Below are 23824 nucleotides of genomic sequence, written 5' to 3' on the forward strand. Positions count from 1 at the left end.
ACCTTTTCAGTCAGCGGCAGTGACGGGTGACCGGTGCCTGGTGGTCCGCATGGCCGCCGCGGACAGCAGCCCGAGCAACAACACGCCGATCGGCAGCAGGAGGGAGACCTTGACCGCGTCCGTCAGCCCGTTCTGCAGGACGTCGGTGGCGAGCTGTCGTGCCTGGTCTGCGACCGCCGGTGGCAGGTCCGGCGGGAGCGGGGGAGCGTCGTCCCCGAACCGGCCGATGCCGCCTCCCGCGTCGGCGAAGCCGCTGACGAAGGGTTGCCGGAACTCGGCGGGCAACGCGAGCGCGGCCTCGTCCGCCCTCCTGGCCGTGGACGCGGTGATCTGCGCCTGCAGCAGCGCACCGACCGCCGCGCTGCCGAGCACCCCGCCGGTCTGACGGGCGGTGTTGAAGATGCCCGACGCGCTGCCGACCAGTTCGCGGTCGACCGAGCCGATGGTCACGTTGCTCATCGGGGAGAAGATGAACCCGACACCGAGACCGCACAGCAACAGCCCGGGAAGCACGATCGACGGCGAGCTCACCGGGGTGATCAACAGTGCGATGACGCCGAGGCCCGTGGACAGCGCGAGCAAGCCGAACATCAACAGGTACTTGGGGTTCATCCGGTCCGACAGCCGGCCGACGAACGGTGCGGCGCTGCCGGACAGCACGGCCATCGGCGCGATCAGCAGTCCGGTGTCGGTCGGGGACAGTCCGAGCACCGACTGGGCGTAGATGACCAGCAGAAGCGGCATGCTCGTCATGACGAACCCGACGGCCACCGCGGACAGGCTGCCCGCGGAGAAGTCGCGGTTGTCGAAGACCTGCAACGGGAGCAGTGGCGCGCGGCGATTCATTCGTTGCCACAGAACGAAACCGACCAGCAGCAGCACACCCGTCCCGATGATGTCGAAGACACCGATACCCGCACCGACCGTGCTCCACTCGTACCTCTGTCCATTTTGGAGGCCGAAGACGACGCAGAACATGCCGGCGCCGGAGAGCAGGATCCCCAGAAGGTCGAACCGGTGCGCGTTCTTAGGTTGCCAGTCGGGGACGAGGAGAAGGGTGAGCACCAGCGCGAGCAGCCCGACCGGCACGTTCACGAAGAAGATCCACTCCCAGCCGAGCTGGTCGACGACCACGCCGCCGAGCAGAGGGCCGGTGACCATCGCGATGCCCGCGACACTGCCCCAGACGCCCATGGCAGGGCCGCGTCTGTCCGGTGGGAAGAGATGGGTGATGAACGCCGTCGTCTGCGGGGTCATCAGCGCGGCGCCGAAACCCTGGACCGCACGGGCGGTGATCAGCACTTCCACGCTGCTGGACAGCCCGCACCACAGCGACGCCCCGGTGAACACGAGGAGCCCGGCGACGAAGACGCGTTTCGGGCCGACCCGGTCGCCGAGCCTGCTCGCGGACAGCATCGGAATCGCGTAGGCGAGGAGGTAGACGCTGGTCACCCAGATCACCGCGTTCAGCTCGGTGCCGAGCTCCCGCACCATCGACGGCACCGCGATGTTCACGACGGAGATGTCCAGCATGACCATGAAGAAACCGAGACACAGCGGGAAAAGCGCGGACCACGGACCAGCTCGTCTTGTCATCGTGACTTCCTGTTCGCGTCGGCTGGAGAGACCGGCACACCCCGGCCGGGCGACGAGTGACGCGCGGGGTCGCGCCACTGATCGCCCGGCCGGGGCTCAGCCCGGCAGGCGGATCACGCCGCCAGCGGTGGCAACGGCTTCCGGCTGCCGTCCCGTGACACCGGACGACCGATGCCCTGATAGGAAAGGCCGGCGCGGTCCAGGACGAGCGGGTCGAGGTGGTTCCGGGTGTCGATGACGGACCGGCCACCCAGCCGGACCGCCATGCGCGGCCAGTCGAGGGCGCGAAACTCCGGCCACTCGGTCAGCACGACGATCGCCGCCGCGCCGTGTGCCGCGTGATAGGCGGTTCCCACGATCCGCACCTGGCCCGTCACACCCGCCACCGGGCCGCGGACGCTGGGGTCGTAGCCGGCCAGGTCCGCTCCTTCCGCGGCCAGCAGCTTCGCGATCGCCAGCGCGGGGGAGTCCCGCAGGTCGTCCGTCCCCGCCTTGAACGTCAACCCGAGCAGACCGATCCTGGCTCCGGCCAGGTCGCCGCCGACCGCCTTGCGAACCTTGTCCACCACCAGTTCCTGGTGCCTCTGGTTGGCGTCGATCGCCGCGCGCAGCACCGGGAACTCGCTGCCGACGGACTCGGCGGTCCGCAGCAGCGCGACGGTGTCCTTCGGCAGGCAGGAACCACCCCAGCCCGGTCCGGGCCGCAGGAACGAGTTTCCGATCCGCTCGTCGTAGCCCATGCCCGTGGTCACGTCGTCGATGTCCGCGTCGAGGTACTCGCACAGCTCGGCGATCGTGTTCACGAAGGACAAGCGAGTTGCCAGGTAGCAGTTCGACGCGTACTTGATCATCTCCGAGCTCGCGGAGTCGGTCACCAGAACCGGCGCGTCGATCTTCTCGTACAGACCGGCGACACGCTCGGCACCGGCCAGGTCATGACCTGCCGCGCCGATCACGATCCGGTTGGGGTTCAGGAAGTCGTAGACCGCGCTTCCCTCGCGCAGGAACTCCGGGTTGGACACCACCGAAACGTCGGCACGGTCGAGCAGCTCGCCGACACGGACCGCCGTGCCGACCGGAACCGTCGACTTGTTCACCACAACGCAACCGGGCGACAGCACATCCCGCAGCTCGGTCACGACGGCCTCCAGAGCCCTGAGGTCCGCCGCTCCGCCGGCGCTCATCGGCGTCGGCACGCACAGGAACACGGTGCCGGCCTCGGCCACCGCTGCCCGCGCGCCGAGAACGAACTCCAGCCGTCCGGACACCAGTCCTTCCGCGATCAACGCGGCGATACCCGGCTCCTGAATGGTTGCTTCGCCGCGCCTCAACATGTCGACCTTCTTCTGGCCGACATCCGCACACACGACCCGATGCCCCAGCGATGTGAGGCACGCGGCCGTGGTCAATCCGACATAGCCCGCGCCGACCACGGCGACGTTGGAACCGCGCATTGAACCCATCCCCCTTCACCCAGTGTGTGAATCGACGCCGCCGAGCGACGTTGTTTTCACGCTCGGCGGCGTCGATCCTCGTTCTAGTTCGTCAGATCAGTCAGAAAAGAAGCACGTGCATCGGCGGCGTCGCCGGGTCACTCGTCGTGCGGCAACGCCCGGATTCCCTGGTACGGGGTTCCTTCCCCAGGTAGTCCACGGTCTCGAACAACCCGACCGCGTGCATGGGGAACCGGGCGCCCGCTTCGGCGACGAAGGTGCACGGATGAATCCGCTTCCGCTCCGACGCCGCCGCTTCGCCACTTCCGCGGATGTGCTTGTGGGTGTGAATCAGGATGGGCATGAAACCACCGCCGAGGAACGATCCCTCCTGCAGGATCGCCCCGCCGACGCAGTCGATCACGATTCCCTTGCCGAGAATGGCATCGCGGCCCTGGTAGTAGTAGGACGGCGCGGAGAGGGTGCCGTGCTCCACGTGGAAGACACCGGCGGCGAGGCCGACGATGGAACGGCCGCCGGTGCGCAGCACGGAGCGGTAGAAATCGACCAGAATCGGCCGCACGGTCGTGTCCGGAAGCTTGAACTCCGGGCACATCAGCACGATCCGCATCAGCTCCGCGAGCGTGAGGTTCGTGCCGTTCACTCCGGGAAACTCCTGGTCCCACGGCACCAGGTAGTCCGACGGCGAAGCCATGCTCGTGCGGACGTCCTCGGCGATCAGCCGCTCCGCCTCCGACGCGGCAGCCGCCATACCAGGGCGCTGACCTGCTACTGGCACGCGGTATTCGCCCTGCGCTGGTTCCGGCAGCACGCCGACATCACCGCGCTGGCACGTGATCACGGCATCTCCCGCGCCACCGGCTACCGTGCGGTCCGCCTCCCGCGCATCGAATGGGCCGGCGACCAGGCCGGACGCGACGCCGCGACGCTGCCGAAGCTCGCCCCGCACCTTCCTGTCGCGGTTCCGGAACCGCTGGAACTGGGCGAGCCCACCGAGAACTACCCGTACCCCTGGTCGATCGTGCGCTGGCTCAGCGGTGACATCGCCCCGGTCGACGCGGTCGCCGGCGACACCGGGATCCGCCTGGCCGAGGTGGTCCAGGCGTTGCAGAAGATCGACACCGGCGACGAGCCGTGGACCACCTATCGCGGCCGGCTGGACCTCTCCACCGGCGACGAGGACGTGCGCAGGTCGATCGCGGAACTCGGCGACGACCCGAGGCTCGTCGCCGTGTGGGAGGAAGCGCTGAGCGCGCCGTGGTGGACCGGGCCGGGCCGCTGGCTGCACGCCGACCTGCACCGGGGAAACCTGCTGTTCACCGGCGGCGAGCTGACCGGCGTGATCGACTGGGGTGCCGCGGGCGTGGGCGACCCGGCGGCGGATCTCATGACCGCCTGGCTGTTCCTCGGCGAACGCGGCCGCGAGGCGTTCCGGCGCGAGCTGCGCGAGTTCGACGACACGACCTGGGCCCGCGCGCGTGGCTGGGCGCTGCACCTCGCCGTGCTCGCGCTGCCGTACTACCGCGACACCAACCCGTTGCTCGCAGGCATCGCGCGCCACACCCTGGGCCAGCTACTGGCGGAACGCTCCTGGTGACATGCCCGCCTCGCGGGTGAAGAACTTGGTGAAGTTGGTGGCCTCGCTGAACCCCAGCCGATGTCCGATCGCCGCGGACGACAGGTCCGTGTGCACGAGCAGGCGTTTGGCCTCCAGTGCCACTCGAGCGTCGATCAACGCCTTCGCCGACCGGCCAGTGGCGGCAAGGCAGATGCGGTTGAGGCTGCGCAACGAGTAGCCGATGCGCGCCGCGTACTCGGCGGCGTTCCGCGTGGCAGCGAACGAACGCTCGAGCTCCTGCTGGAAGCGTTCGAACCTGGCGTCGCTGTGCTCGGGGCCGGCGTCGTGCGGCAGGCGAGCGATGCGCAGCAGCAACGCGCCCAGCAACTGGCGGAGCAGGTCGACCGGCTCGTTCGTCAGCACGTTGCGGCGGTACTCCTGCCGGAGGTCCTGCACGGCGCGGGTGACGACCGCCCGCTCGGCCTTGGGGATGGTGCGCGCCGCCGGGCCGAACGGGCTGAGCAACGGGCGCGTGCCGTCGAGCGGTGGCGGGAACGCCGGGGTGAAAAGGACCATGAACGCCTCGGCGTCGCCCTGAGGGAGACGGAGTACGCGGCCGGGGCTGACGTGCAGCAGCGTGCCCGGCACGCACGTGTGGTCCACGAAATCGACCATGGTGGTGGAGCTGCCCGCGGTGACCAGCACCATCTGGTGGAAGTCGGTGCGGTGCACCTTCGTCAGCGTGTCGTCGGTGAGCCTGCGACGGAGCACGGCGAGGTCGAGCACCTCCATGCCGAGCCGGCCGCGGTCGGGGTTGCTGAAGCCGAACTGGGCGACCTGTCCACTTTTGACCATGGTGAGGCGTGATCCTACCTCGCCCCCCGGCTGGTTGATGGGAAAACTTCGGAGCCATGGACAACAAGGAACTCGTGCTCAAGGCCGCCGGCGAGCTCTTCGGTGACAAGGATCCGTCCGCTGTGGACCGTTGGGTCTCGCCGGACTACCGCCAGCACAGCGCGCTCATCGGTGACGGCCCCGAGGCGCTGCGCGGGCTTGTCGCTGATCTTCCCGAGGGCTTCCACTACGAACTGGCGCGCGTGATCGCCGACGACGATCTCGTTGCGCTGCACGGTGTTTACCACGAATTCGGTCCGGAGCCGCTGGTGGCGTTCGACCTCTTCCGGGTGGAGAACGGCAAGCTCGCCGAGCACTGGGACGCGCTCACCCCGGTTGTGCGGGAGACGGTCAGTGGACGGTCTCAAACGGACGGTCGGTCGTTCGGAGGTGACACCGAGCACTCCCGCGCTCTCGTCAGCGAGTTCGCGCAGCGCGTCCTGCAGGACGCCGACTACTCGGTGCTGACCGACTACATCTCCACCGAGACCTACCTGCAGCACAACCCGGACGCCGCCGACGGTCTCACCGGTTTCGGCGCCGCCGCCGCGAAGTGGGCGGGTGAAGGTAAGAACCTGGTCTACAAGACGATCCACAAAGCTGTGGCCGAGGGCGATCTCGTGCTGCTGCAGTCCGAGGGCGAGTTCGGCGAGCCGGTCGCGTACTGGGACCTGTTCCGGGTCGAGAACGGCAGGATCGTCGAGCACTGGGACGTGATCACGCCGATCCCGGCGTCGCTGCCGCACACCAACGGCCTTTTCTGACCACGCTCACCGCGGGCTGCAGGTTTCCGTTCGATGAACTCGTGCCGCGCGTCCTGTGCGGGCGGATCGCCGCGGCGAGGGAGACGACGGAAGGAGTGGAGATGGGCAAACCTGTGCTGCGGAGGCCATAGCACGTCGCGCCATCCGCGAACTGGCGTAATGCGCCCCGCCGTTCGGGGCCATTCGTCAGGTTACGTATATGAGAAAGTTTCACTACCCCTCTCGACGGCACCCGTGGTTTGTGCGTACGGTGAGGCATCGTAACGTACTGGCGAGTAGGTAGTGAGCTGAATTCCTTTCTCCCCACCCCTGCACGGTGAGGAAGCGAGCGCAGTGGACATGCTGTCGGATCGAGAACGGGTGCTGTGCCTGAGTCCGTTCGGCACCCCGAACCCGGCCCTCGTGGTCGCGGCTGAACGAGCGGGTGGAGTCGGTGTGCTCGATCTTGGAGCACATGCTGCCCGTGATCTGGGGCGCGTCACCGCGCGTCACCAGGGTGCGTTCGCGGTGCGGCTGCACGGGCCGTTGGCGGTGGACTTGCCGGACGCGGTCGACACCGTGGTGGTTGATCTCGTTCGGCATCTTCCGAACCTGGCTGAGCTGGGTGAACGCCGGATCCTCGCCGTGGTCACCTCGGTGGCCGAAGCTGTCGAGGCGATCGCGGCGGGCGCTACCGGGCTGATCGCCAAGGGTGCCGAGGCCGGTGGCCGGGTGGGTGGTTCGCCCGCCTTCGTGCTGCTTCAGCAGGTGCTCGCGCTGACCGAGCTGCCGGTCTGGGTGGCCGGGTCGATCGGGGCCGGCACGGCTGCCGCGGCGGTGGCCGGTGGGGCGCGCGGAGTGGTGCTGGAAGGGCAGCTCGCGCTGGTCGCGGAGGCCCGAAAACACATTTCCGATGAAATTGTCAACGTCCTCCGCGCGATGGACGGCGCCGACACCGTCGTGAACGACGGAGTGCGTGTGCATGTTCGTCAAAACACGCTCGAAATTGGCCAGGAAGGCGCTTTCGCGGAATTCAATCGCATCTCGTTTGGGACCGTTGGAGGCGTGGTCGGCGCGATTCAGCGGGGCATTCGCGACAATCTCGCGCAGGCGGCCGAGCACCGCTCGATTCGGACCGGCGGGCCGTTCTGCGAGCGTGTGCCGGGGCTGCGTTACCCGATCGCGCAGGGGCCGATGACGCGGGTCAGCGACCAGCCCGCGTTCGCCGCGGCCGTCGCAGAGGGTGGTGCGCTGCCGTTTCTCGCGCTCGCGTTGATGGAGGGCACCGCCGTCCGCGAGCTGCTCGAAGAAACCTCGCGGAAGCTCGGAGACCGGCCCTGGGGCGTTGGTCTGCTCGGCTTCGCGCCGCCGGAGCTCAGGGCGCGCCAGCTGGAGGCCGTGCTGGCGGTGCGGCCGAAGTACGCGATCGTCGCCGGTGGCACGCCCGCGCAGGCGCGCGAGCTGGAGGACGCGGGGATCGAGGCGTTCCTGCACGTGCCGTCGCCCGCGTTGCTGCGCCGGTTCCTCGACGAAGGCGCGCGCAAGTTCGTCTTCGAGGGCTCGGAATGTGGCGGTCACACGGGTCCTCGAACCAGCTTCACGTTGTGGCAGCAGCAGATCGACGTGCTGCGCGGGCGTGAGAAGGACGTCACGGCACTGTTCGCGGGCGGCATCCACGACGCGCGCTCTGCTGCCATGATCGATGCGATGACCGTGCCGATCGCGGCACGCGGTGCGGCGATCGGTGTTCTCGTCGGCACGGCCTACCTGTTCACCGAGGAAGCGGTCACGCACGGCGCGATCCAGCCGGTGTTCCAGCAGGTCGCGCTCGAGTGCGAGGACACCGCGCTGCTGGAGACCTCGCCCGGCCACGCGGTTCGCTGTGCGCAGACGTCCTATGTGGACACGTTCGAGCAGAAGCGGGCCGAGCTCGCCGGCCTGCCCAAGCAGGAGAGCTGGGAGCGGCTCGAACAGCTCAACCTCGGCCGGCTCCGGCTCGCGAGCCGCGGGCTCGTCCGCGATGCCGGCGGGCTCAAGGAGGTCGGCGAGGACGAACAGCGCCGCGAAGGCATGTTCATGATCGGCCAGGTCGCGACGCTGCGGTCCGAGCGCACCACGATCGCGGAGCTGCACGAGGACATCGTCTCCGGCGCGCTGCCGGAGACCGGCTCGGACGTCGCCGAGCAGGAGCCGCTGGACGTCGCCATCGTCGGCATGGCCGCGATCATGCCCGGCGCGCGGGACGTGGCCGAGTTCTGGGCGAACGTGCTCAAGGGCACGGACTCCATCACCGAGATCCCGCCGGACCGCTGGTCGCCCGAACGCTACGGCAGCCCGTTCAGGTGGGGCGGGTTCATCCCGCGCACGGCGTTCGACCCGCTCGCGTACGGCATCCCGCCCACCTCGCTGACCTCGATCGAACCCGCGCAGTTGCTGGCGTTGGAGGTGTCGGCCCGCGCGTTGAAGGACGCCGGGTATGCGACGCGTGTGTTCGACCGCGAACGCACGGCGGTGATCTTCGGTGCCGAGGCCGGTGCCGATCTCGCGAACGCCTACACGATCCGCACCGCGTTGCCCGCGCTGGGAATCCGCGGCCTCGACGACCACCTGCCCGCGCTGACCGAGGACTCGTTCCCCGGCGTGCTGGGCAACGTGATCTCCGGTCGGGTGGCGAACCGGCTCGACCTCGGTGGCGCCAACTACACGGTCGACGCGGCCTGCGCGTCCAGCCTCGCCGCGCTCGACGTGGCGTGCAAGGAACTCGTCGGCGGCACCAGCGACATGGTGTTGTGCGGCGCGGTCGACCTGCACAACAGTGCGCACGACTACCAGATGTTCGCGTCCGTCAAGGCGTTGTCCGCCAAGGGGCGGTGCGCCACGTTCGACTCGGCTGCGGACGGCATCGCGCTCGGTGAGGGCGTGGCCTGTCTGGTGCTGAAGCGGTTGCCGGACGCGGAACGGGACGGCGACCGGGTCTACGCCGTGATCAAGGGCATCGGCGTGTCCAGCGACGGCCGCTCGATGGGCCTCACCGCGCCACGTCCGGAAGGTCAGCAACGAGCGCTGCGTCGTGCCTACGCGTCGGCTGGTCTGCCGGTCACGTCCGTCGGACTGGTCGAGGCACACGGCACCGGAACCGTGGTGGGCGACCGGACCGAGCTCGCGTCGCTGACCGAGATGTTCACCGGCGTCGAGCCGGGCACGTGCACGATCGGCTCGGTGAAGTCGCAGATCGGGCACACCAAGTGCGCGGCGGGCCTCGCGGGCGTCATCAAGGCGGCGCTGGCCGTGCACACCGGACTGCGGCCCGGCACGTTGCACGTCAAGCAGCCCAACGCGTTCTGGGACGCGCGGACCAGCCCCTTCGCGTTCGGCCACCGCACGTGGGCCCGGCCGACCGGCGAACGCGTGGCGGGCGTGAGCGCGTTCGGCTTCGGCGGCACCAACTTCCACACCGTCATCGCCGGGTACTCCGGCGCCGACGAGCCACGCCACGGCCTGACCGCATGGCCCGCCGAACTGTTCCTGATCCGCGGTCAGGATCCCGCAGCCGCGCAACGGGAAGCAGCTCGCCTCACCGCGTTGGTGGACGAGCGCACACCGTTGCGTTCCCTGGCTGCTGCATGCGGCAACGGGCCTGTTCAGGCGGCCTTCGTTGTGAGCGATCACAACGGCCTGCGGGCAGCGCTCGCGGACGTCGAGGCCTGGTGTTCGAGCGAGACCGTCCGGCTGCGCGACGGTGAGCGGCCGAAGGTCGCGTTCCTCTACCCCGGCCAGGGCAGCCAGCGACCGGGCATGCTGCTCGACCTCGTCACGGCCTTCCCGCGACTGCAGGAGTTCGTGGACGCGCGGTACGAGCGGGTGATGTACCCGCCGGTCGCGCTCACCGCCGACGACGTCGCGAAGCAACGCGCGGAGATCACCGACACGCGGATGGCACAGCCGACGCTCGGCATCGCCGGGCTGATGGTCACCGCGCTCCTGGAATCCGTTGGTGTGCGGCCGGATCTGGCCGGTGGCCACAGCTACGGCGAACTGGTCGCGCTCGCGGCCTCCGGCGTGTTCGAGCCCGCCGCCCTGCTCGACCTCAGCGCCGCCCGTGCCGAGGCGATGCTGGAGGCCGTGGGGGAGGACCCCGGCACGATGGCCGCGGTGTCCGCACCGCTCGTCGACGTCGAGGCGCTGCTGCCGCCGGACGTCGTGGTGGCCAACCACAACGCGCCCGACCAGGTCGTGATCTCCGGTCCCACCAAGGCCGTGGAGAACGCCGTCGAAGTGCTGCGGAACGCCGGGTTGAGCGTGAAGAACATCCCGGTCGCGGCCGCGTTCCACAGCCCGTTGATGGCGGGTGCCCGTGACAGGTTCGCGGCCCGTCTCGCGGAGATGTCCATCGGTGAGACGGCTTTCCCGGTCTGGTCGAACGTGACCGCGCAACCCCACACCGACGTGCGGGAGGGCCTGTCCGCGCAGCTCGCGGGCCGGGTGCGGTTCGTGGACCAGATCGAGTCGATGTACGCGGCCGGCGCGCGGATCTTCGTCGAGGCCGGACCGGGTGGCGTGCTGACGTCGTTGGTGGGCAGGACCCTCGGCGACCGGCCGCACCGGGCGTTGCGCTGCGACGACCACGTGACGTTCCTGCGCACACTCGCGGAGCTCGCGGTCGCCGGCGTCGAGGTGGACGCCGCACCGCTGTTCGAGGACAGGGCCGCACCGGCCACGGCCGTGCCGCAGCGGCCGTCCTGGTACGTGGATGGAGGTCTCGTGCGCGACGCGAACGGCGACGCACTGCCCGGCGGGCTGCGGCCCGCCACCGAGTTCCCGACCCTGCGCGCCGGAGCGGGGCTCAGTCGTGACGAGATCGTCGAGAAGTTCCTGGACGGCATGCGGGACGCGGTCAGCGCCCAGCGCGACGTCCTGCTGAGCTACCTCGGCAACGCTCCCGCCGCTCCGGCGCCGATGCCGGTGATCGAGCAGGCGAAGGCGCCGGAACCGCAGGCGAAGCCGCAGGAGGACGTCGCGACGGTGGTGCTGCGGACGATCAGCGACCGCACGGGTTACCCGGTCGAGATGCTGCAGCCGGGCCTGGACCTGGAAGCGGACCTGTCGATCGACTCGATCAAGCGGACGGAGATCGTCGGCGAGCTGGCCCAGGAGCTGGGCGCCGCCGGGTCGATCGACGAGCTGGCGCAGATCAAGACGATCGAAGGCATCGTGGGCTGGTTCGGCGCCACGCCCGCCAGTGCTCCGGCGAAGGATGTCAAGGCGATCGTGCTCCAGACGATCAGCACCCGCACGGGTTACCCGGTCGAGATGCTGCAGCCGGGCCTGGACCTGGAAGCGGATCTCTCGATCGACTCGATCAAGCGGACCGAGATCGTCGGCGAGCTGGCCCAGGAGCTGGGCGCGACCGGTGAGATCGACGAGCTGGCGCGGCTGAAGACGATCGAGGCGATCGTGGCGTGGTTCGGCGCCGGGCAAGTGGCGTCTGCAAGCACCACCAACTCGCAGCCGGCAGCACTTGCAGACGCGCCGACGACGGGCCGTCTCGTGCGGCTCGTGCCGCAGGTCGTGCCGTGCGAGCCCGCCGAACCCGCCGACCTCACCGGCAAGACGGTCCTGATCGTCGACGACAACGGCATCGGTCTCGAGCTCGCCGACCTCCTGGAACGCCACACCGCCCGCCCGCGCGTCGAACCGGTCTTCCCGGACGACCTGACCGGCATCGACGTCGTGGTTCGGCTCGGCGGACGGCTGCCGGAGGCGTTCAGCGAGGTCAAGGCCAGCGTGACCAAGGGTGTGAGCCTCCTCGTCGTCACGACGGGCGGCGGCACGTTCGGCTTCGACCACACCCCGGACGAGCTGCCCGCGGACATCGGACTGCACGGCCTGATCCGCACGGCCGCGCTCGAGCACCCGGACCTCGTGGTGCGCGCGGTCGACGTCAACACCAAGGAAAGCCACCGCGACATCGCCACCGCCCTGCTCACCGAGATCGGCCCCGGCCCCGCGGTCGTCGGCTACCACGCGGGCAGGAGGCAGGTCATCGAGGCGGTGCCGGCGGAGCTCGCGCCGAGCACCCTCAACCTCGACGCCGACAGCGTGGTGCTGCTGACCGGTGGCGCCCGCGGCATCACCGCCCTGGTCGCGACCGCGCTCGCCGAACGCACCGGCTGCCACATCGAGCTGCTCGGCCGCACCCCGATCGCGCCGGAGGACCACCGGCTCGCCCACGCCACGACCGAGCCCGCGCTCGTGAAGGCGTTGTTCGAGCTGGGGCACACGACGGACGTTCCCGCGATGGCGCGCAAGGTGCTCGCCGAACGCGAGGTCCGTCAGACCGTGGAACGCCTGCGCGCGAAGGCGTCGAGCGTCAGGTACCACGAGTGCGACGTCACCGACGCCGTAGCCGTCGCGAAGGTGCTCGACGACATCAAGGCGCGGTTCGGCCGGATCGACGGCGTCATCCACGGTGCGGGCGTGCTGGACGACAAGCTGATCGCGGACAAGACCCAGGAGTCGTTCAACCGGGTCTGGGCCACGAAGGTGAACGGCGCCAAGGAGTTCCGCGACGGCTTCCTGGTTCTCTTCGGCAGCGTCAGCGGCGTGTTCGGCAACCGCGGCCAGGCCGACTACTCGGCCGCGAACGACGCCCTCGACCTGATGGCGAGGTTCTGGGGCACGCAACGCCGGGTCGTGGCCGTCGACTGGGGTCCCTGGGCCGGCGCGGGCATGGCGGTCGGGCTCGCCGGCGAGTACGCGCGCCGCGGCATCCCGCTGATCGACCCGGAGCAGGGCGTCACCGCGCTCCTCGACGAAATCGCCGGCGGCTCGGACGTCCAGGTGGTCTACCGATGGGAGGCATAGCGATCGTCGGCATCGGTGCGGTCTTCCCCGGCGCCCCTGATGCCACGACGTTCTGGCGCAACATCGTCACCGGTGTCGACGCCATCGGGCAGATCCCGGCAGGACGCTGGGACCCCGCCACCTACTACGACCAGGACAGCACCACCGGCGACAGGTTCTACTGCCGCAAGGGCGGGTTCGTCGACGACCTGGCCGAGTTCGACCCGACCAGGTTCGGCATCATGCCGTCCACAGTGGACGGCGCGGAGCCCGACCAGCTGCTCGCCCTCGCCACGGCCGCCGAGGCCATCGCGGACGCGGGCGGCGAATCGGCTCTGCCGGACCGGAATCGGGTCGGCGTGGTCGTCGGACGCGGCGGCTATCTGACGCCCGGCTGTGCGCGGCTCGACCAGCGGGTCCGGCTCGCTGACGAGGTCGTCTCGGTGGTCCGCGACCTCTTCCCGAACCTGACCGGCGCGGACCTGGACACGGTCCGCCGGACCATCCGCGATCGCCTGGGGCCGGAGCAGCCGGAGTCGTCCATCGGCCTCGTGCCGAACCTCGCGGCGTCGCGGATCGCCAACCGGTTCGACCTCAAGGGCACCGCCTACACGGTGGACGCGGCCTGCGCGTCCGGTCTGGTCGCCGTCGAGCACGCCGTCCGCGAGCTTCAGGAGGGCCGCGCGGACGCCATGCTCGCCGGGGCGGTGCACGTCTGCCACCACCCGACGTTGTGGAGCGTCTTCACCCAGCTCCGCGCGTTGAGCCCGAGCGAGCGCATCAGGCCGTTCGACGCCGCCGCGGACGGCACGCTGCTGTCCGAAGGTGTCGGCATGGTCGTGCTGAAGCGGCTGGAGGACGTCGGCGACGAGCGCGTCTACGCGGTGATCCGCGGCATCGGCACGGCCAGCGACGGACGCGCGACCAGCATGATGACGCCCAACCCCGAGGGCCAGCTCCTTGCCGTGCAACGGGCATGGGCCAGTGCGGGACTCGACCCGCGCAGGGACGGGCTCGGCCTGATCGAGGCCCACGGCACCGCCACCCCCGCCGGTGACGCCGCCGAACTGCAGACGATGATCAACGCGTTCGGCGACCAGGGCGACGAGATCGGCATCGGCACGGTGAAGTCGATGATCGGTCACGCGATGCCGGCGGCCGGTATGGCGGGGCTGATCAAGGCCGCGCTCGCGTTGCACCACAACACGTTGCCGCCGACCCTGCACGTCGAGAAGCCGCACAGCGCCCTGCGGGGCACCAGGTTCACGCCGGTCAGGGAGGCGCGCGAGTGGAGCGGGCCGCACCGCGCGGTCGTGAACGCGTTCGGGTTCGGCGGGATCAACGCCCACGCCGTCCTCGACGGCCACACGATCGCCAAGCCGCGCAAGCCCGTCATGACGTTCGCCGCCGACACCGCGGAAGAGCTGGCCAGGGCACTGGAAGAACGCCGCTGCTCCAACGCCGACCGGGCGTTCCGGCTCGCCATCGGCAATCCCGACGAGCGCAAGCTCAAGCTCGCCGAACGCGTGGTCGCCCAGGGCAAGGCGTGGCCCGGCCGGCACGACATCTGGTTCGCCCATCAGCCGCTGCTGACCAGCACCGACCAGGTCGCGTTCCTGTTCCCCGGATTCGAGCGCGAGTTCAGCGGCGAGGTCGTCGACCACGCCGTCGGGTTGCTGCAGGACGGGCGGCGCGAGGCCCGCGAGCTGATGGCACTCGGCATCACGCCCGGTGCGCTGGCCGGCCACAGCATGGGCGAGTGGACGGCGATGGTCGTCGGCGGGATCTACCCGACGATCGACGAGTTCGTCAGCGCGCTCGGACCTGGCGCGGTCGCGGTCGTCGACATCGCTTACGCCGCACTGGGTTGCTCGGCCGACATCGCGCAAGAGCACCTGATCGACGGCGTCACGATCAGCCACGACAACTGCCCGCACCAGTCGGTGATCTGCGGCCCGATCGACCAGCTCGAAGTCGTGCTGGAACGGCTGAAGGCCAACGGCGTCATGGCGCAGCTCATGCCGTTCCGCACCGGCTTCCACACCCCGGCGCTCGCCCCGTACCTCGGCCGCGCCAAGGAGATGCTCGACCAGCTGCCGGTCCGCGCGTCGGAGATCCCGGTGTGGTCGGCGAACTCCCTCGAACCCATGGGCGCCGACGAGGTCCGCGAGCTGGTGCTGCGCCACCTGGTCGAGCCGGTGAAGTTCCGGCCGCTGCTGGAGCGCCTGCACCAGGCGGGCTTCCGCGCGTTCGTCCAGATCGGACAGGGCAGCCTGCCCGGGTTCGTCGCCGACACGCTGTCCGACCGGCCGCACCTCGCCGTGAACGCCGACATCGCGCCGGAAGCGCTGTGGGCGTTCGGGCTCAAGCGCGGCACCACGCACAAGGTCAAGCTGCGGCTCGGTACCCCGAAGATCAAGGTCGACCCGCTCGGCACCGAACCGGTGCTGGTCGCCGACGACAGCCCGATGTCGGCCGCGGTCAACGCGCTGCTGGCCCACACGAACGCCGTCGCGCGCGAGGTCGTCGGCGCGCTGCGGCCGAACGAGGCCGGGTTCACCCGCGAGTTCTCGTTGCGCACCATGCCGGAGCTCGTGGACCACTCGGTGTTCCCGCAGCCGCCCGGCTGGCCGGACCTCTCCGACGGGTTCCCGATCGTGCCGGCGACCGGCCTGCTGGAGGTGTTCGCGGACGCCGCCAGAAGGCTCACCGGCGGCACCGTCCACGGCTTCACGCAGGTCAGGGCCAAGCGCTGGCTCACGGCCCTGCCTGCCACGACCGTGAAGGTCTCCGCTCGCGCGGAAGACCCGGCCCGCGTGGTGGTGAAGGTCGGCGACTACGCCGAGGGCGTCGTGCTGATGGCGCCGGTGACCGCGCAGCCGGTCGGCAAGGAACTGCAGGGCGTCCGCGAGGCACCGGTCGACGCGGAAGCCCTGTACCGGGACAACTGGATGTTCCACGGACCTGCCTTCGCGGGTGTCACGAAGATCGACTGCCTGGCGGACAACGGAATCGCCGGTGTGCTGACGCCGTTGCCCGCGCCGGGAGCGTTGCTCGACAGCGCCGGTCAGCTGATCGGCCACTGGATGCAGGTCACGCACACCGTCGACCAGACGGTGCTGCCGACCGGCATCGAACAGGTGTCGTTCCACGGACCCGCGCCCACGGGCGACGTCCGGTGCACGGCCTGGATCCGTTCGGTGACCGCCCAGGAGATGGTCGCCGACGCCGAGCTGACCGTGAACGGCGAGCTGTGGTGCCGGATCACCGGCTGGACCACCCGCCGGTTCACCACGGACGACCGGATCTGGCAGGTGAAGCTCCGCCCCGGCACCGAAATGCTGTCCACCCGAGACGGTGAGTGGCTGCGGGTCGAGGAGAACTGGTCGGACAGCGCGACCCGTGACCTGATCATGCGCCGCTACCTGAACTCCGCCGAGAGACTGCACTACGGCGGACTGGACGTGCCGGCTCAACGGGACTGGCTGCTGCGCGTGATCGCGGTGAAGGACGCCGTGCGCGCGTCGCTGTGGGATCGCGGTGCCGGGCCGATCTACCCGGCGGAACTGACGGTGGACGCCGATGTCAACGTGCGCGGTGCCTTCGCCGTGCCCCGGATCGAAGTCGTTGCGGAACAAGGCAGAGCAGCCGCCCGCGTGAGGACGGAGAAGTGATGGACGAGGTGCTGCGGCAGGTGGCCGAGATGATCACCGAGGTGGTCGGGCCCGACTTCCTGCTGGGCGTGGAGATCACCCGTGACACCACGTTCAGCGACGACCTCGGCCTGGAGTCGATCGAGTTCGTCGCGCTGGCGGACAAGCTCAACGCCCACTACGGCGTCGACCTCGTGGCGTTCCTGGCGGACATGGACATCGACGAGATCATGGCGATGTCCGTCGGCCGTCTCGTCGACCACATCACGGCTCGTGTCTGACGTTCACGCCCGAGGGCTGCGCTTCCACGTCCAGCGGCTCGGGCCGACAGATGCGCCGACGGTGGTGTTCGTGCACGGCCTGGTGATGGACAACCTGTCCAGCTTCTACTACACGCTCGCCGCGCCGCTGGCCCAGGCCGGCTTCGGCACCGTGCTGTTCGACCTGCGCGGGCACGGGCTGTCCGAGCGGCCGCCCTCCGGTTACACGCCCGAGGAAAGCGCGCTCGACCTCGTCGCCGTGCTGGACGAGATCGGCGTGACGGAACCGGTCTACCTGGTGGGCAACAGCTACGGCGGTGTGGTCGCGATGCACGCGGCCGTGCAGTCTCCCGAACGGGTCGGCGGCGTCGTGCTGGTCGAGTCAGCGTGCGGGGGAGTGGTCGGCGACGCGTGGTTCGAGGACATCACCAACACGCTGACGGTCGCCGCCCTGGGCCTGGAGTTCGACCGGACGCAGGACCAGCTGATGGCGCTCGGCCAGCGCAAGATCGCGAAACTCGCGGTGAACGCCAACGCGTTGCTCAACGGCACGACCCTGATCGACGATCTCGGTTCCGGGACGAAGCTTGATCTCACGCAGGTGCGGTGCCCGGTGCTCGGGGTGTACGGCGCCGAGTCGGAGCTGATCGGGGCGGCGGCGGAACTGCAGGAGCGGATCCCGTCCTGCCGGCTGCACGTCGTGTCCGGACTGGGCCACACGGTGCTGCGCGAAGCCACCGCGGAGTTGCTCGACGTGCTGCTGGACTGGTTGCCGTCATGAGCCGGTTCCTGTTCGTGGTCCCGCCGCTGACCGGCCACGTCAACCCGACCGCGTCCGTGGGCGGCGAGCTGCTGGCGCGCGGGCACGAGGTGGCGTGGGTCGGGCATCCGGGCACGCTCGCGCCGTTGCTGCCGGACGACGCGGTGGTGTTCCCGGCGATCGACGATCTGCTGGAGGCGGACATCCGGGCGAAACGGGAGCGCTGGCTCGCGTTGCGCGGGATGGCGGTGGTCAAGTTCTTCTGGGAGGAGTTCCTGATCCCGCTCGGGCACGCGATGGTGCCAGGGGTGGCGGACGCGGTCAGGGAGTTCGCGCCGGACGTGGTCGTCGCGGATCAGCAGGCACTGGCCGGGCCGCTGGTGGCGGGTCACGCGGGCCTGCCGTGGGTGACGTCGGCCAGCACGTCCGCCGAGCTGATCAATCCTTTGCGGACGATGCCCAAGGTCGACGCCTGGGTGCGGGATCTGCTGCACGGCTTCGCAGGCGGGGACATCAGGTTCTCCGACCGGCTGGTGCTGGTCTACAGCTCGGCGGCACTGGTGGCGGGGGAGTTCGGCGAGGAAGTGGCTTTCGTCGGGCCCGCGCTGACGCATCGCGTCGAACGAGTGGAGTTCCCCTGGCACCGGTTGACCGGTGGACGCCGGGTGCTGGTGTCGCTCGGGACCCTCAACGGCCCCGCCGGCGAGCGGTTCCTCAACCAGGTGCTGGAAGCGGTCGTGGACCTCGACGTCCAGGTGATCATGGTCGCGGAGCCGCGCCCGTGCCCGCCGAACGTCCTGATGCTGCCGTCCGTGCCGCAGCTGGCGCTGATGCCCCACCTGGACGCGGTCATCACGCACGGCGGCCACAACACGGTGTGCGAGGCGTTGGCCCACGGCTTACCGCTGGTCGTGGCACCGATCCGGGACGACCAGCCGACCGTCGCCGCCCAGGTCGTGGCAGCCGGCGCCGGAGTGCGGCTGACCTACTCGCGGGCGCGCGCCGCAGATGTTCGCAGTGCACTGGAATCCGTGCTGGACGAGCCGGAGTACGCGGCCGCCGCGGAGCTGGTGCGGGAGTCGTTCTTGGCGGCTGGTGGCGCAACTGCCGCGGCCGACCGACTTGAAAAGGTGGTGGCCGGGTGATTCTCACCGTGCTGGTGGTGCTCGTCGTCCTGCTGGACGTCCTGCGCCTGCGTTCCCGCGCGTCCAAGCTGCGAGTGCTCGCCAAGGGCGCGGGTGAGCACTCGCTTCTCACCGCCACCGGTGTCCATCCCGAGGGCTCGTGGGAAACCGACGCCGACCTCGTCGACCTCGTGCCGCGCGACCTCCCGACGGTCGCCGCGCTGGACCTGCTGGGTTCGGTCGATCCGGCCAAGTACCGCGAGGACCAGTGGGCGCGTGGGATCAGCGCCTCGCAGGCCGTGCTGGTGCGTGAGCAGTACCGCGAGGACGTCAACCCGGACGACCCGACGGAGTTCGTCGCGTACGTGCGCAGGGTCAAGGACCACGTGCGGGCGCAGGTCGACATCGCGGTCGCGCCGGGGCTGAAGGCCGGGCCGTACGACCTCGGATACCGCGCGGCGACGTTGCGGCAGCTCGGAAAACGGCCGTCGCTGTGGATCGCGGGCTCGGTCATCGGTTACGCGACCGTCGCGGCGGCGCTGGTCACGGCGTGGCCGTGGGGGCTCGTTGCGCTGGCCGCGTACTGGGCGCACCCGATCCTGGTGTTCGCCGGAACGCCGCTGCGGCCACGTGACCTGTGGGTGCCGCGGTTCCTGCGCACCCCGTACCTGTGGGTGAAGACCGCCGGTGGCGAGAAGTCCGCGGCCGAGAAGCGCCAGGCCGAGCACCTCAAGCAGGCCACGCCGTGGTACGAGCAGAACCGCGACAAGAACTTCCACGAGGCCCGGCGCGACAACTGCCCGTCGTGCGGGAGCACCGACTTGCGCCGGTGGGTCACCGCGACGGATCTGGTGCAGCGCAAGCCCGGCACGTTCACGATGGACCGTTGCGTCCGATGTGGACACGTCTGGCAGAACCCGCGGCTGAGTGAAGAAGGCCTGGGATTCTACTACCGGGACTTCTACGACGGCCTCGGCGAGACGTCGGCGGAGGCGGTGTTCTCCGGCAAGACCGATCCGTACTACGGGCGGGCGCGCATGGTCGAGCCGTTCACCAAACCCGAGCGGTGGCTGGACGTCGGCTCCGGGCACGCGCACTTCTGCCTGGGCGCCAAGGAAGTTCTGCCGTCCACCGTGTTCGACGGGCTCGATCAGGGCGCGGCCATCGAGGACGCGGCGCGGCTAGGGCGGATCGAGCAGGCCTACCGGGGCAGCTTCAAGGAGTTCGCGGGCGAGCTCAAGGGCCGCTACGACGTGATCAGCATGCACCACTACCTGGAGCACGTGCGGGATCCGTGGGAGGAGCTCGACATCGCCGCGGACGTCCTGCCGGAGGGTGGCTACCTGCTGATCGAGCTGCCGGACCCGGAGTGGCGGCTCGGGCGGTTGTTCGGCCAGTACTGGATGCCGTGGTTCCAGCCGCAGCACCAGCACATGATGCCGATCGGCAACCTGGAACACGCGCTCGCCGCCCGCGGACTGGCCACAGTGGCCAAGGAACGCTCGAAAGCCCACCTGTGCAACGACTTCACGCTGGCGTTGTTGCTGTTCCTCGGCAACATCGCACCCCGCACGCCGGCGCCGTGGCGACCGGAACGGGTGCGCCTGCGCAGGACCCGCAGCTTCCTGGTGTGGTCGCTCGGCATTCCGGCGTTCTTCGTCGCGATGGCGCTGGACCAGACGGTGAACCGGTTCCTCGCTCATCGCAGTGACCGCGGCAACGCCTACCGGCTGCTGGCCCGGAAAACGGCACAGGAGAAATGACGGACATCGCGGATCGGCCTGAGATCGCGCCGGAGCTCAGGCTGGTGCCGCACGCGTTCCGGCGGACGTTCGGCAGGCCCGCCGAGGGTGTCTGGTACGCGCCAGGCGTGCTGAACCTGCTCGGTGGCGCCGTGAAGGTGCCCGCCAAGTGGGGCGCGATCGTGGCGGGGGATCGGCGTGACGACGGCAAGCTCGAGCTCGTGTCGGTCAACCGGCCGACCGAACGCGCCGTGCTGCCGTCCGGTGAGATCCCGGCGTGGGCGGCACCTGTGGCCGGCAGTTCCGGTGGCGCGACGTTGATGTGCAGCGTCGATCTGCCGCAGGGGAGTGGCCTGTCGGCGGGTGAGGCGCTGAGGACGGCGGTCGGGCTGGCGTTGCGCGATCTCGCGGGAAACGCTTACGAGGGGCCGGAAACCGCCGAGCTGGATCTGCCAGGTCAACGGCTGCTCGTCGTCGACACCCGGATCCGGCGTCAGGAACCGCAGGAGGAACGGCCGTACACCCCGGACACAGAGGATCTCGGGGCGGCTTTGACGGCGTACCACCGGGCGCAGGACCCGGACCCGGAGCAGGACGCGGTGGTCCGCGCAGCACTGGCCTCCGGTGCGCGGGGTGCCAGCATGCTGGTCGACCCACCGGGCAGGCCCGCTGTCGTGCTCGTCGACGCGGACCTGGTCCCTGCGGTGAAGAGGGCGATCACGAAGGCGGTGGAGATTCCTCCGCGCTACCTCACGATCGTTCCGGCTCCGTTCAGAACTGAGGCTTTACGGTGAACTCCGCCCGGCGCAGGTCCTTCGAACTCGGACCGACCAGGAGGACGAACTCGCCGGGCTCGACCACGCGGCAGCCGTGCTGGTCGACGATCGTGCAGGCGGCGACCGGGAGCTCGAGCTCGACCGTCGTGGTCTCGCCGGGACCCAGGTCGACCTGCTTGAACGTCTTGAGCTCCTTGTCCGCCCAGCTGACAGACGTGACGGCGTCGCTCACGTAGACCTGAACGGTCTCGCGGGCGGGCCGGGTGCCGGTGTTGGTCAGCGTGATCGAGGCCTGCACCGTCTCGTCCGGCCGCAGCACCGCCGTCTCCACGTGCAGGTCGCCGTACTCGACCGTCGTGTACGACAGGCCCTCGCCGAACGCGAACGCCGGCTCCTGGGTGAGGTCGGCGTAGCGGGAGCCGTGCTGGCCGCGGATCTGGTTGTAGTAGGTCGGCTGCTGCCCGGCGTGCGCCGCGAACGAGATCGGCAGGCGGCCGCTCGGTTCGATCAGGCCGTGCAGCAGCTCGGCGATCGCGCGGCCGCCCTGCATGCCGGGGTTGGCGACCCACAGCAGCGCGGCGGCGTTGCGCGCCGAGTCCGGCAGCACCAGCGGCTTGGACGCGAGGAGCACGACGATCAGCGGCTTGCCCGTCTCGGCGAGCGCGTCCAGCAGGGCGATCTGGCCGCCGATCAGGTCGAGCGTGGCGGTGGAACGGCCCTCGCCGACGAGTTCGATGCGGTCACCGACAACGGCGACCACGTAGTCGGCTGCTTCCGCCGCCGCGACGGCTTCCGCGATCAGGTTCGCGTCCGGCGGGCACGGCTGGACGATGTGCGGACGCGGCTGGCCGTCCGGGAAGGTCTCGCCCTCCGGGTCCGGTTCGAGCGTCAGGATGTCGGCACCGCGCGCGTACGTGACCTCCTGCGAGGAGAGCTCGCGCAGGCCGTCGAGCACCGTGGTGATCATGTCGCGCGGCTGGCCGTCCGGCAGCCAGTCGGCCTGGCCGGAGGAGCCGGCCCAGTCACCGAGCTGGGTCTGCGCGTCGTCGGCGAGCGGGCCGACGACCGCGATCCTGCCCTTCTGCAACGGAAGCACGCCCTCGTTGCGCAGCAGCACCAGTGACCGTCGCGCGACCTGAAGGTTCAACGCCGCGTGGTCGTCGTGGTTGATGATGACCCGCTGGCGCTCGGTGTCCGGCCTGCGCGGGTTCTCGAACAGGCCCAGGTCGAACTTGAGCGTCAGGATGCGGGTGACGGCTTGGTCGAGGTCCTTCTCGTCGAGCAGCCCGTCCTCGACGGCCTGCAGCGCGCCCTCGAAAAACTGCGGGGTCGTCATGATCATGTCGTTGCCGGCCCGGACGGCGGCCGCGGCTGCGTGGGCGTGGTCGGGCTGCAGCTTCTGCTCCCAGACCATGCGGCCGACGTTGTCCCAGTCGGTGACCAACGTGCCCTTGTAGCCCCACTCGCCGCGCAGGACCTCGTCCAGCAGCCACGAGTTGACCGTGATCGGCACACCGTCGGTGGTCTGGTAGCCGAGCATGAACGTCGCGCAGCCCTCTTTCGCGACCCGTTCGAACGGCGGCAGGAACCACGACCGGAGCTTGCGCCGCGACAGGTCGGCCTCGCTCGCGTCACGGCCGCCCTGCGTCTCCGAGTAGCCGGCGAAGTGCTTGGCGGTCGCGAGGATCGCCGTCGGGTCCGCCAGCCCGTCGCCCTGGTAGCCCCTGACCATGGCCGCCGCCAGCTCACCGATCAGCACGGGATCCTCGCCGAACGTCTCGTCGACGCGGCCCCAGCGCAGGTCCCGCGCGATGCACAGGACCGGCGAGAACGTCCAGTGCACTCCGGTCGCCGCCGCCTCGACGGCGGTGACCCGCGCAACCTGCTCGACCAGGCTCGGGTCCCACGTCGCGGCCATGCCGAGCTGGGTCGGGAAGATCGTGGCGCCCTCGTGGAACGAGTGGCCGTGGATGCAGTCCTCTGCGATGAGCAGCGGGATCTTGAGCCGCGTCTGCGTGGTGAGGTCGTGCGCGCGCAGCACCCGTTCCGGCGAGGTGTGCAGGATCGAGCCGACGTGCTTGCGCAGCACGTGGTCGTCCAGGTCCTCCCTCGAGTCCAGCTGCATCATCTGCCCGACCTTCTCGGGCAGCGTCATGCGGCCCAGGAGGTCGGCGACCCGTGTCGCGGTGGGCAGCGTGGCGTCGAGGTAGGGCACGTCGTCGCGATCCATGTGGTCTCCGGGAGGGCTCGTGCGGCGGCAGCGTCTGTGGGAGCGCTCTCACAATGTCTAGCCGAAACCGGTTCCGCGCGAAACCGGTTTCCCGGATTCCGGTACAAACGAATCGGTCGAGCTGCCCCGAACGCGACAAACCGGCTGCCCGTCCGGACAGCCGGTTCCAGTGTGTGTCCTGAGCGTGACGC

The 23824-nt window shown here is 69.8% G+C and carries 14 protein-coding genes; 9 read left to right on the forward strand and 5 right to left on the reverse strand.

The window, feature by feature from the left end; genetic code table 11:
• Positions 1-6: 6 nt before the first annotated feature.
• The 3 genes from ABFX45_RS30800 to ABFX45_RS30810 all read right to left on the reverse strand — a co-directional run bounded on the left by ABFX45_RS30800 (position 7) and on the right by ABFX45_RS30810 (position 3891).
• Complete coding sequence (locus ABFX45_RS30800; RefSeq protein ID WP_346133701.1) at positions 7-1596, reverse strand: DHA2 family efflux MFS transporter permease subunit; 1590 nt, start codon at positions 1594-1596, stop codon at positions 7-9.
• 113 nt (positions 1597-1709) lie between these two features.
• A complete protein-coding gene (locus ABFX45_RS30805; protein ID WP_428834204.1) occupies positions 1710-3050 on the reverse strand; it encodes a UDP-glucose dehydrogenase family protein in 1341 nt (446 codons plus the stop codon).
• Between the two features lie 100 nt (positions 3051-3150).
• Complete coding sequence (locus ABFX45_RS30810) at positions 3151-3891, reverse strand: hypothetical protein (protein WP_346133793.1); 741 nt, start codon at positions 3889-3891, stop codon at positions 3151-3153.
• A 3-nt stretch (positions 3892-3894) separates the two neighbouring features.
• On the opposite strand from ABFX45_RS30810, the gene ABFX45_RS30815 reads away from it, so the two are divergent.
• A complete protein-coding gene (locus ABFX45_RS30815; protein WP_346133791.1) occupies positions 3895-4647 on the forward strand; it encodes an aminoglycoside phosphotransferase family protein in 753 nt (250 codons plus the stop codon).
• Here the strand turns inward: ABFX45_RS30815 and ABFX45_RS30820 are convergent.
• The gene (locus ABFX45_RS30820; protein ID WP_346133704.1) at positions 4624-5463 is read right to left on the reverse strand and encodes a helix-turn-helix domain-containing protein; all 840 of its coding nucleotides are present in this window, start codon (positions 5461-5463) and stop codon (positions 4624-4626) included. The genes ABFX45_RS30815 and ABFX45_RS30820 overlap by 24 nt on opposite strands.
• A 56-nt stretch (positions 5464-5519) precedes the next feature.
• Between ABFX45_RS30820 and ABFX45_RS30825 the strand changes: the two genes are divergently transcribed.
• The 8 genes from ABFX45_RS30825 (at position 5520) to ABFX45_RS30860 (ending at position 21421) form a co-directional block, all read left to right on the forward strand.
• The gene (locus ABFX45_RS30825; protein ID WP_346133706.1) at positions 5520-6266 is read left to right on the forward strand and encodes a nuclear transport factor 2 family protein; all 747 of its coding nucleotides are present in this window, start codon (positions 5520-5522) and stop codon (positions 6264-6266) included.
• 339 nt (positions 6267-6605) lie between these two features.
• Positions 6606-13109: an SDR family oxidoreductase gene (locus ABFX45_RS30830; RefSeq protein WP_346133708.1), complete on the forward strand. Its 6504-nt coding sequence runs from the start codon at positions 6606-6608 to the stop codon at positions 13107-13109.
• Positions 13097-16762, forward strand: coding sequence for a beta-ketoacyl synthase N-terminal-like domain-containing protein (locus ABFX45_RS30835; RefSeq protein WP_346133710.1), 3666 nt, complete (start codon positions 13097-13099; stop codon positions 16760-16762). Before ABFX45_RS30830 ends, ABFX45_RS30835 begins: the two co-directional genes overlap by 13 nt.
• Positions 16762-17022 (forward strand): acyl carrier protein, encoded by a 261-nt coding sequence (locus ABFX45_RS30840; RefSeq protein ID WP_109638054.1) that lies wholly within the window; start codon positions 16762-16764, stop codon positions 17020-17022. Before ABFX45_RS30835 ends, ABFX45_RS30840 begins: the two co-directional genes overlap by 1 nt.
• Positions 17015-17782, forward strand: coding sequence for an alpha/beta fold hydrolase (locus ABFX45_RS30845; RefSeq protein WP_112227211.1), 768 nt, complete (start codon positions 17015-17017; stop codon positions 17780-17782). Before ABFX45_RS30840 ends, ABFX45_RS30845 begins: the two co-directional genes overlap by 8 nt.
• Complete coding sequence (locus ABFX45_RS30850) at positions 17779-18906, forward strand: glycosyltransferase (protein WP_109638056.1); 1128 nt, start codon at positions 17779-17781, stop codon at positions 18904-18906. The genes ABFX45_RS30845 and ABFX45_RS30850 overlap by 4 nt, the downstream gene beginning before the upstream one ends.
• Positions 18903-20648, forward strand: coding sequence for a class I SAM-dependent methyltransferase (locus tag ABFX45_RS30855; RefSeq protein ID WP_346133714.1), 1746 nt, complete (start codon positions 18903-18905; stop codon positions 20646-20648). The genes ABFX45_RS30850 and ABFX45_RS30855 overlap by 4 nt, the downstream gene beginning before the upstream one ends.
• Entirely contained in the window at positions 20645-21421 is a 777-nt protein-coding gene (locus tag ABFX45_RS30860) for a hypothetical protein (RefSeq protein WP_346133716.1), read from the forward strand. The genes ABFX45_RS30855 and ABFX45_RS30860 overlap by 4 nt, the downstream gene beginning before the upstream one ends.
• Here ABFX45_RS30860 and ABFX45_RS30865 read toward each other — a convergent pair.
• The gene (locus ABFX45_RS30865; RefSeq protein WP_112227215.1) at positions 21399-23633 is read right to left on the reverse strand and encodes an exo-beta-d-1,3/1,6-glucosidase; all 2235 of its coding nucleotides are present in this window, start codon (positions 23631-23633) and stop codon (positions 21399-21401) included. The genes ABFX45_RS30860 and ABFX45_RS30865 overlap by 23 nt on opposite strands.
• Between the last annotated feature and the right edge of the window lie 191 nt (positions 23634-23824).

It is taken from the genome of Lentzea roselyniae (assembly GCF_039537795.1).
Lineage (GTDB): Bacteria > Actinomycetota > Actinomycetes > Mycobacteriales > Pseudonocardiaceae > Lentzea > Lentzea atacamensis.

Bases quoted from the DNA above. Each gene is read 5' to 3' on its own strand.
- ABFX45_RS30825 (WP_346133706.1), top strand. From the start codon at position 5,520: ATGGACAACAAGGAACTCGTGCTCAAGGCCGCCGGCGAGCTCTTCGGT.
- ABFX45_RS30800 (WP_346133701.1), bottom strand. From the start codon at position 1,596: ATGACAAGACGAGCTGGTCCGTGGTCCGCGCTTTTCCCGCTGTGTCTC.
- ABFX45_RS30850 (WP_109638056.1), top strand. From the start codon at position 17,779: ATGAGCCGGTTCCTGTTCGTGGTCCCGCCGCTGACCGGCCACGTCAAC.
- ABFX45_RS30805 (WP_428834204.1), bottom strand. From the start codon at position 3,050: ATGCGCGGTTCCAACGTCGCCGTGGTCGGCGCGGGCTATGTCGGATTG.
- ABFX45_RS30835 (WP_346133710.1), top strand. From the start codon at position 13,097: ATGGGAGGCATAGCGATCGTCGGCATCGGTGCGGTCTTCCCCGGCGCC.
- ABFX45_RS30820 (WP_346133704.1), bottom strand. From the start codon at position 5,463: ATGGTCAAAAGTGGACAGGTCGCCCAGTTCGGCTTCAGCAACCCCGAC.
- ABFX45_RS30840 (WP_109638054.1), top strand. From the start codon at position 16,762: ATGGACGAGGTGCTGCGGCAGGTGGCCGAGATGATCACCGAGGTGGTC.
- ABFX45_RS30865 (WP_112227215.1), bottom strand. From the start codon at position 23,633: ATGGATCGCGACGACGTGCCCTACCTCGACGCCACGCTGCCCACCGCG.
- ABFX45_RS30830 (WP_346133708.1), top strand. From the start codon at position 6,606: ATGCTGTCGGATCGAGAACGGGTGCTGTGCCTGAGTCCGTTCGGCACC.
- ABFX45_RS30860 (WP_346133716.1), top strand. From the start codon at position 20,645: ATGACGGACATCGCGGATCGGCCTGAGATCGCGCCGGAGCTCAGGCTG.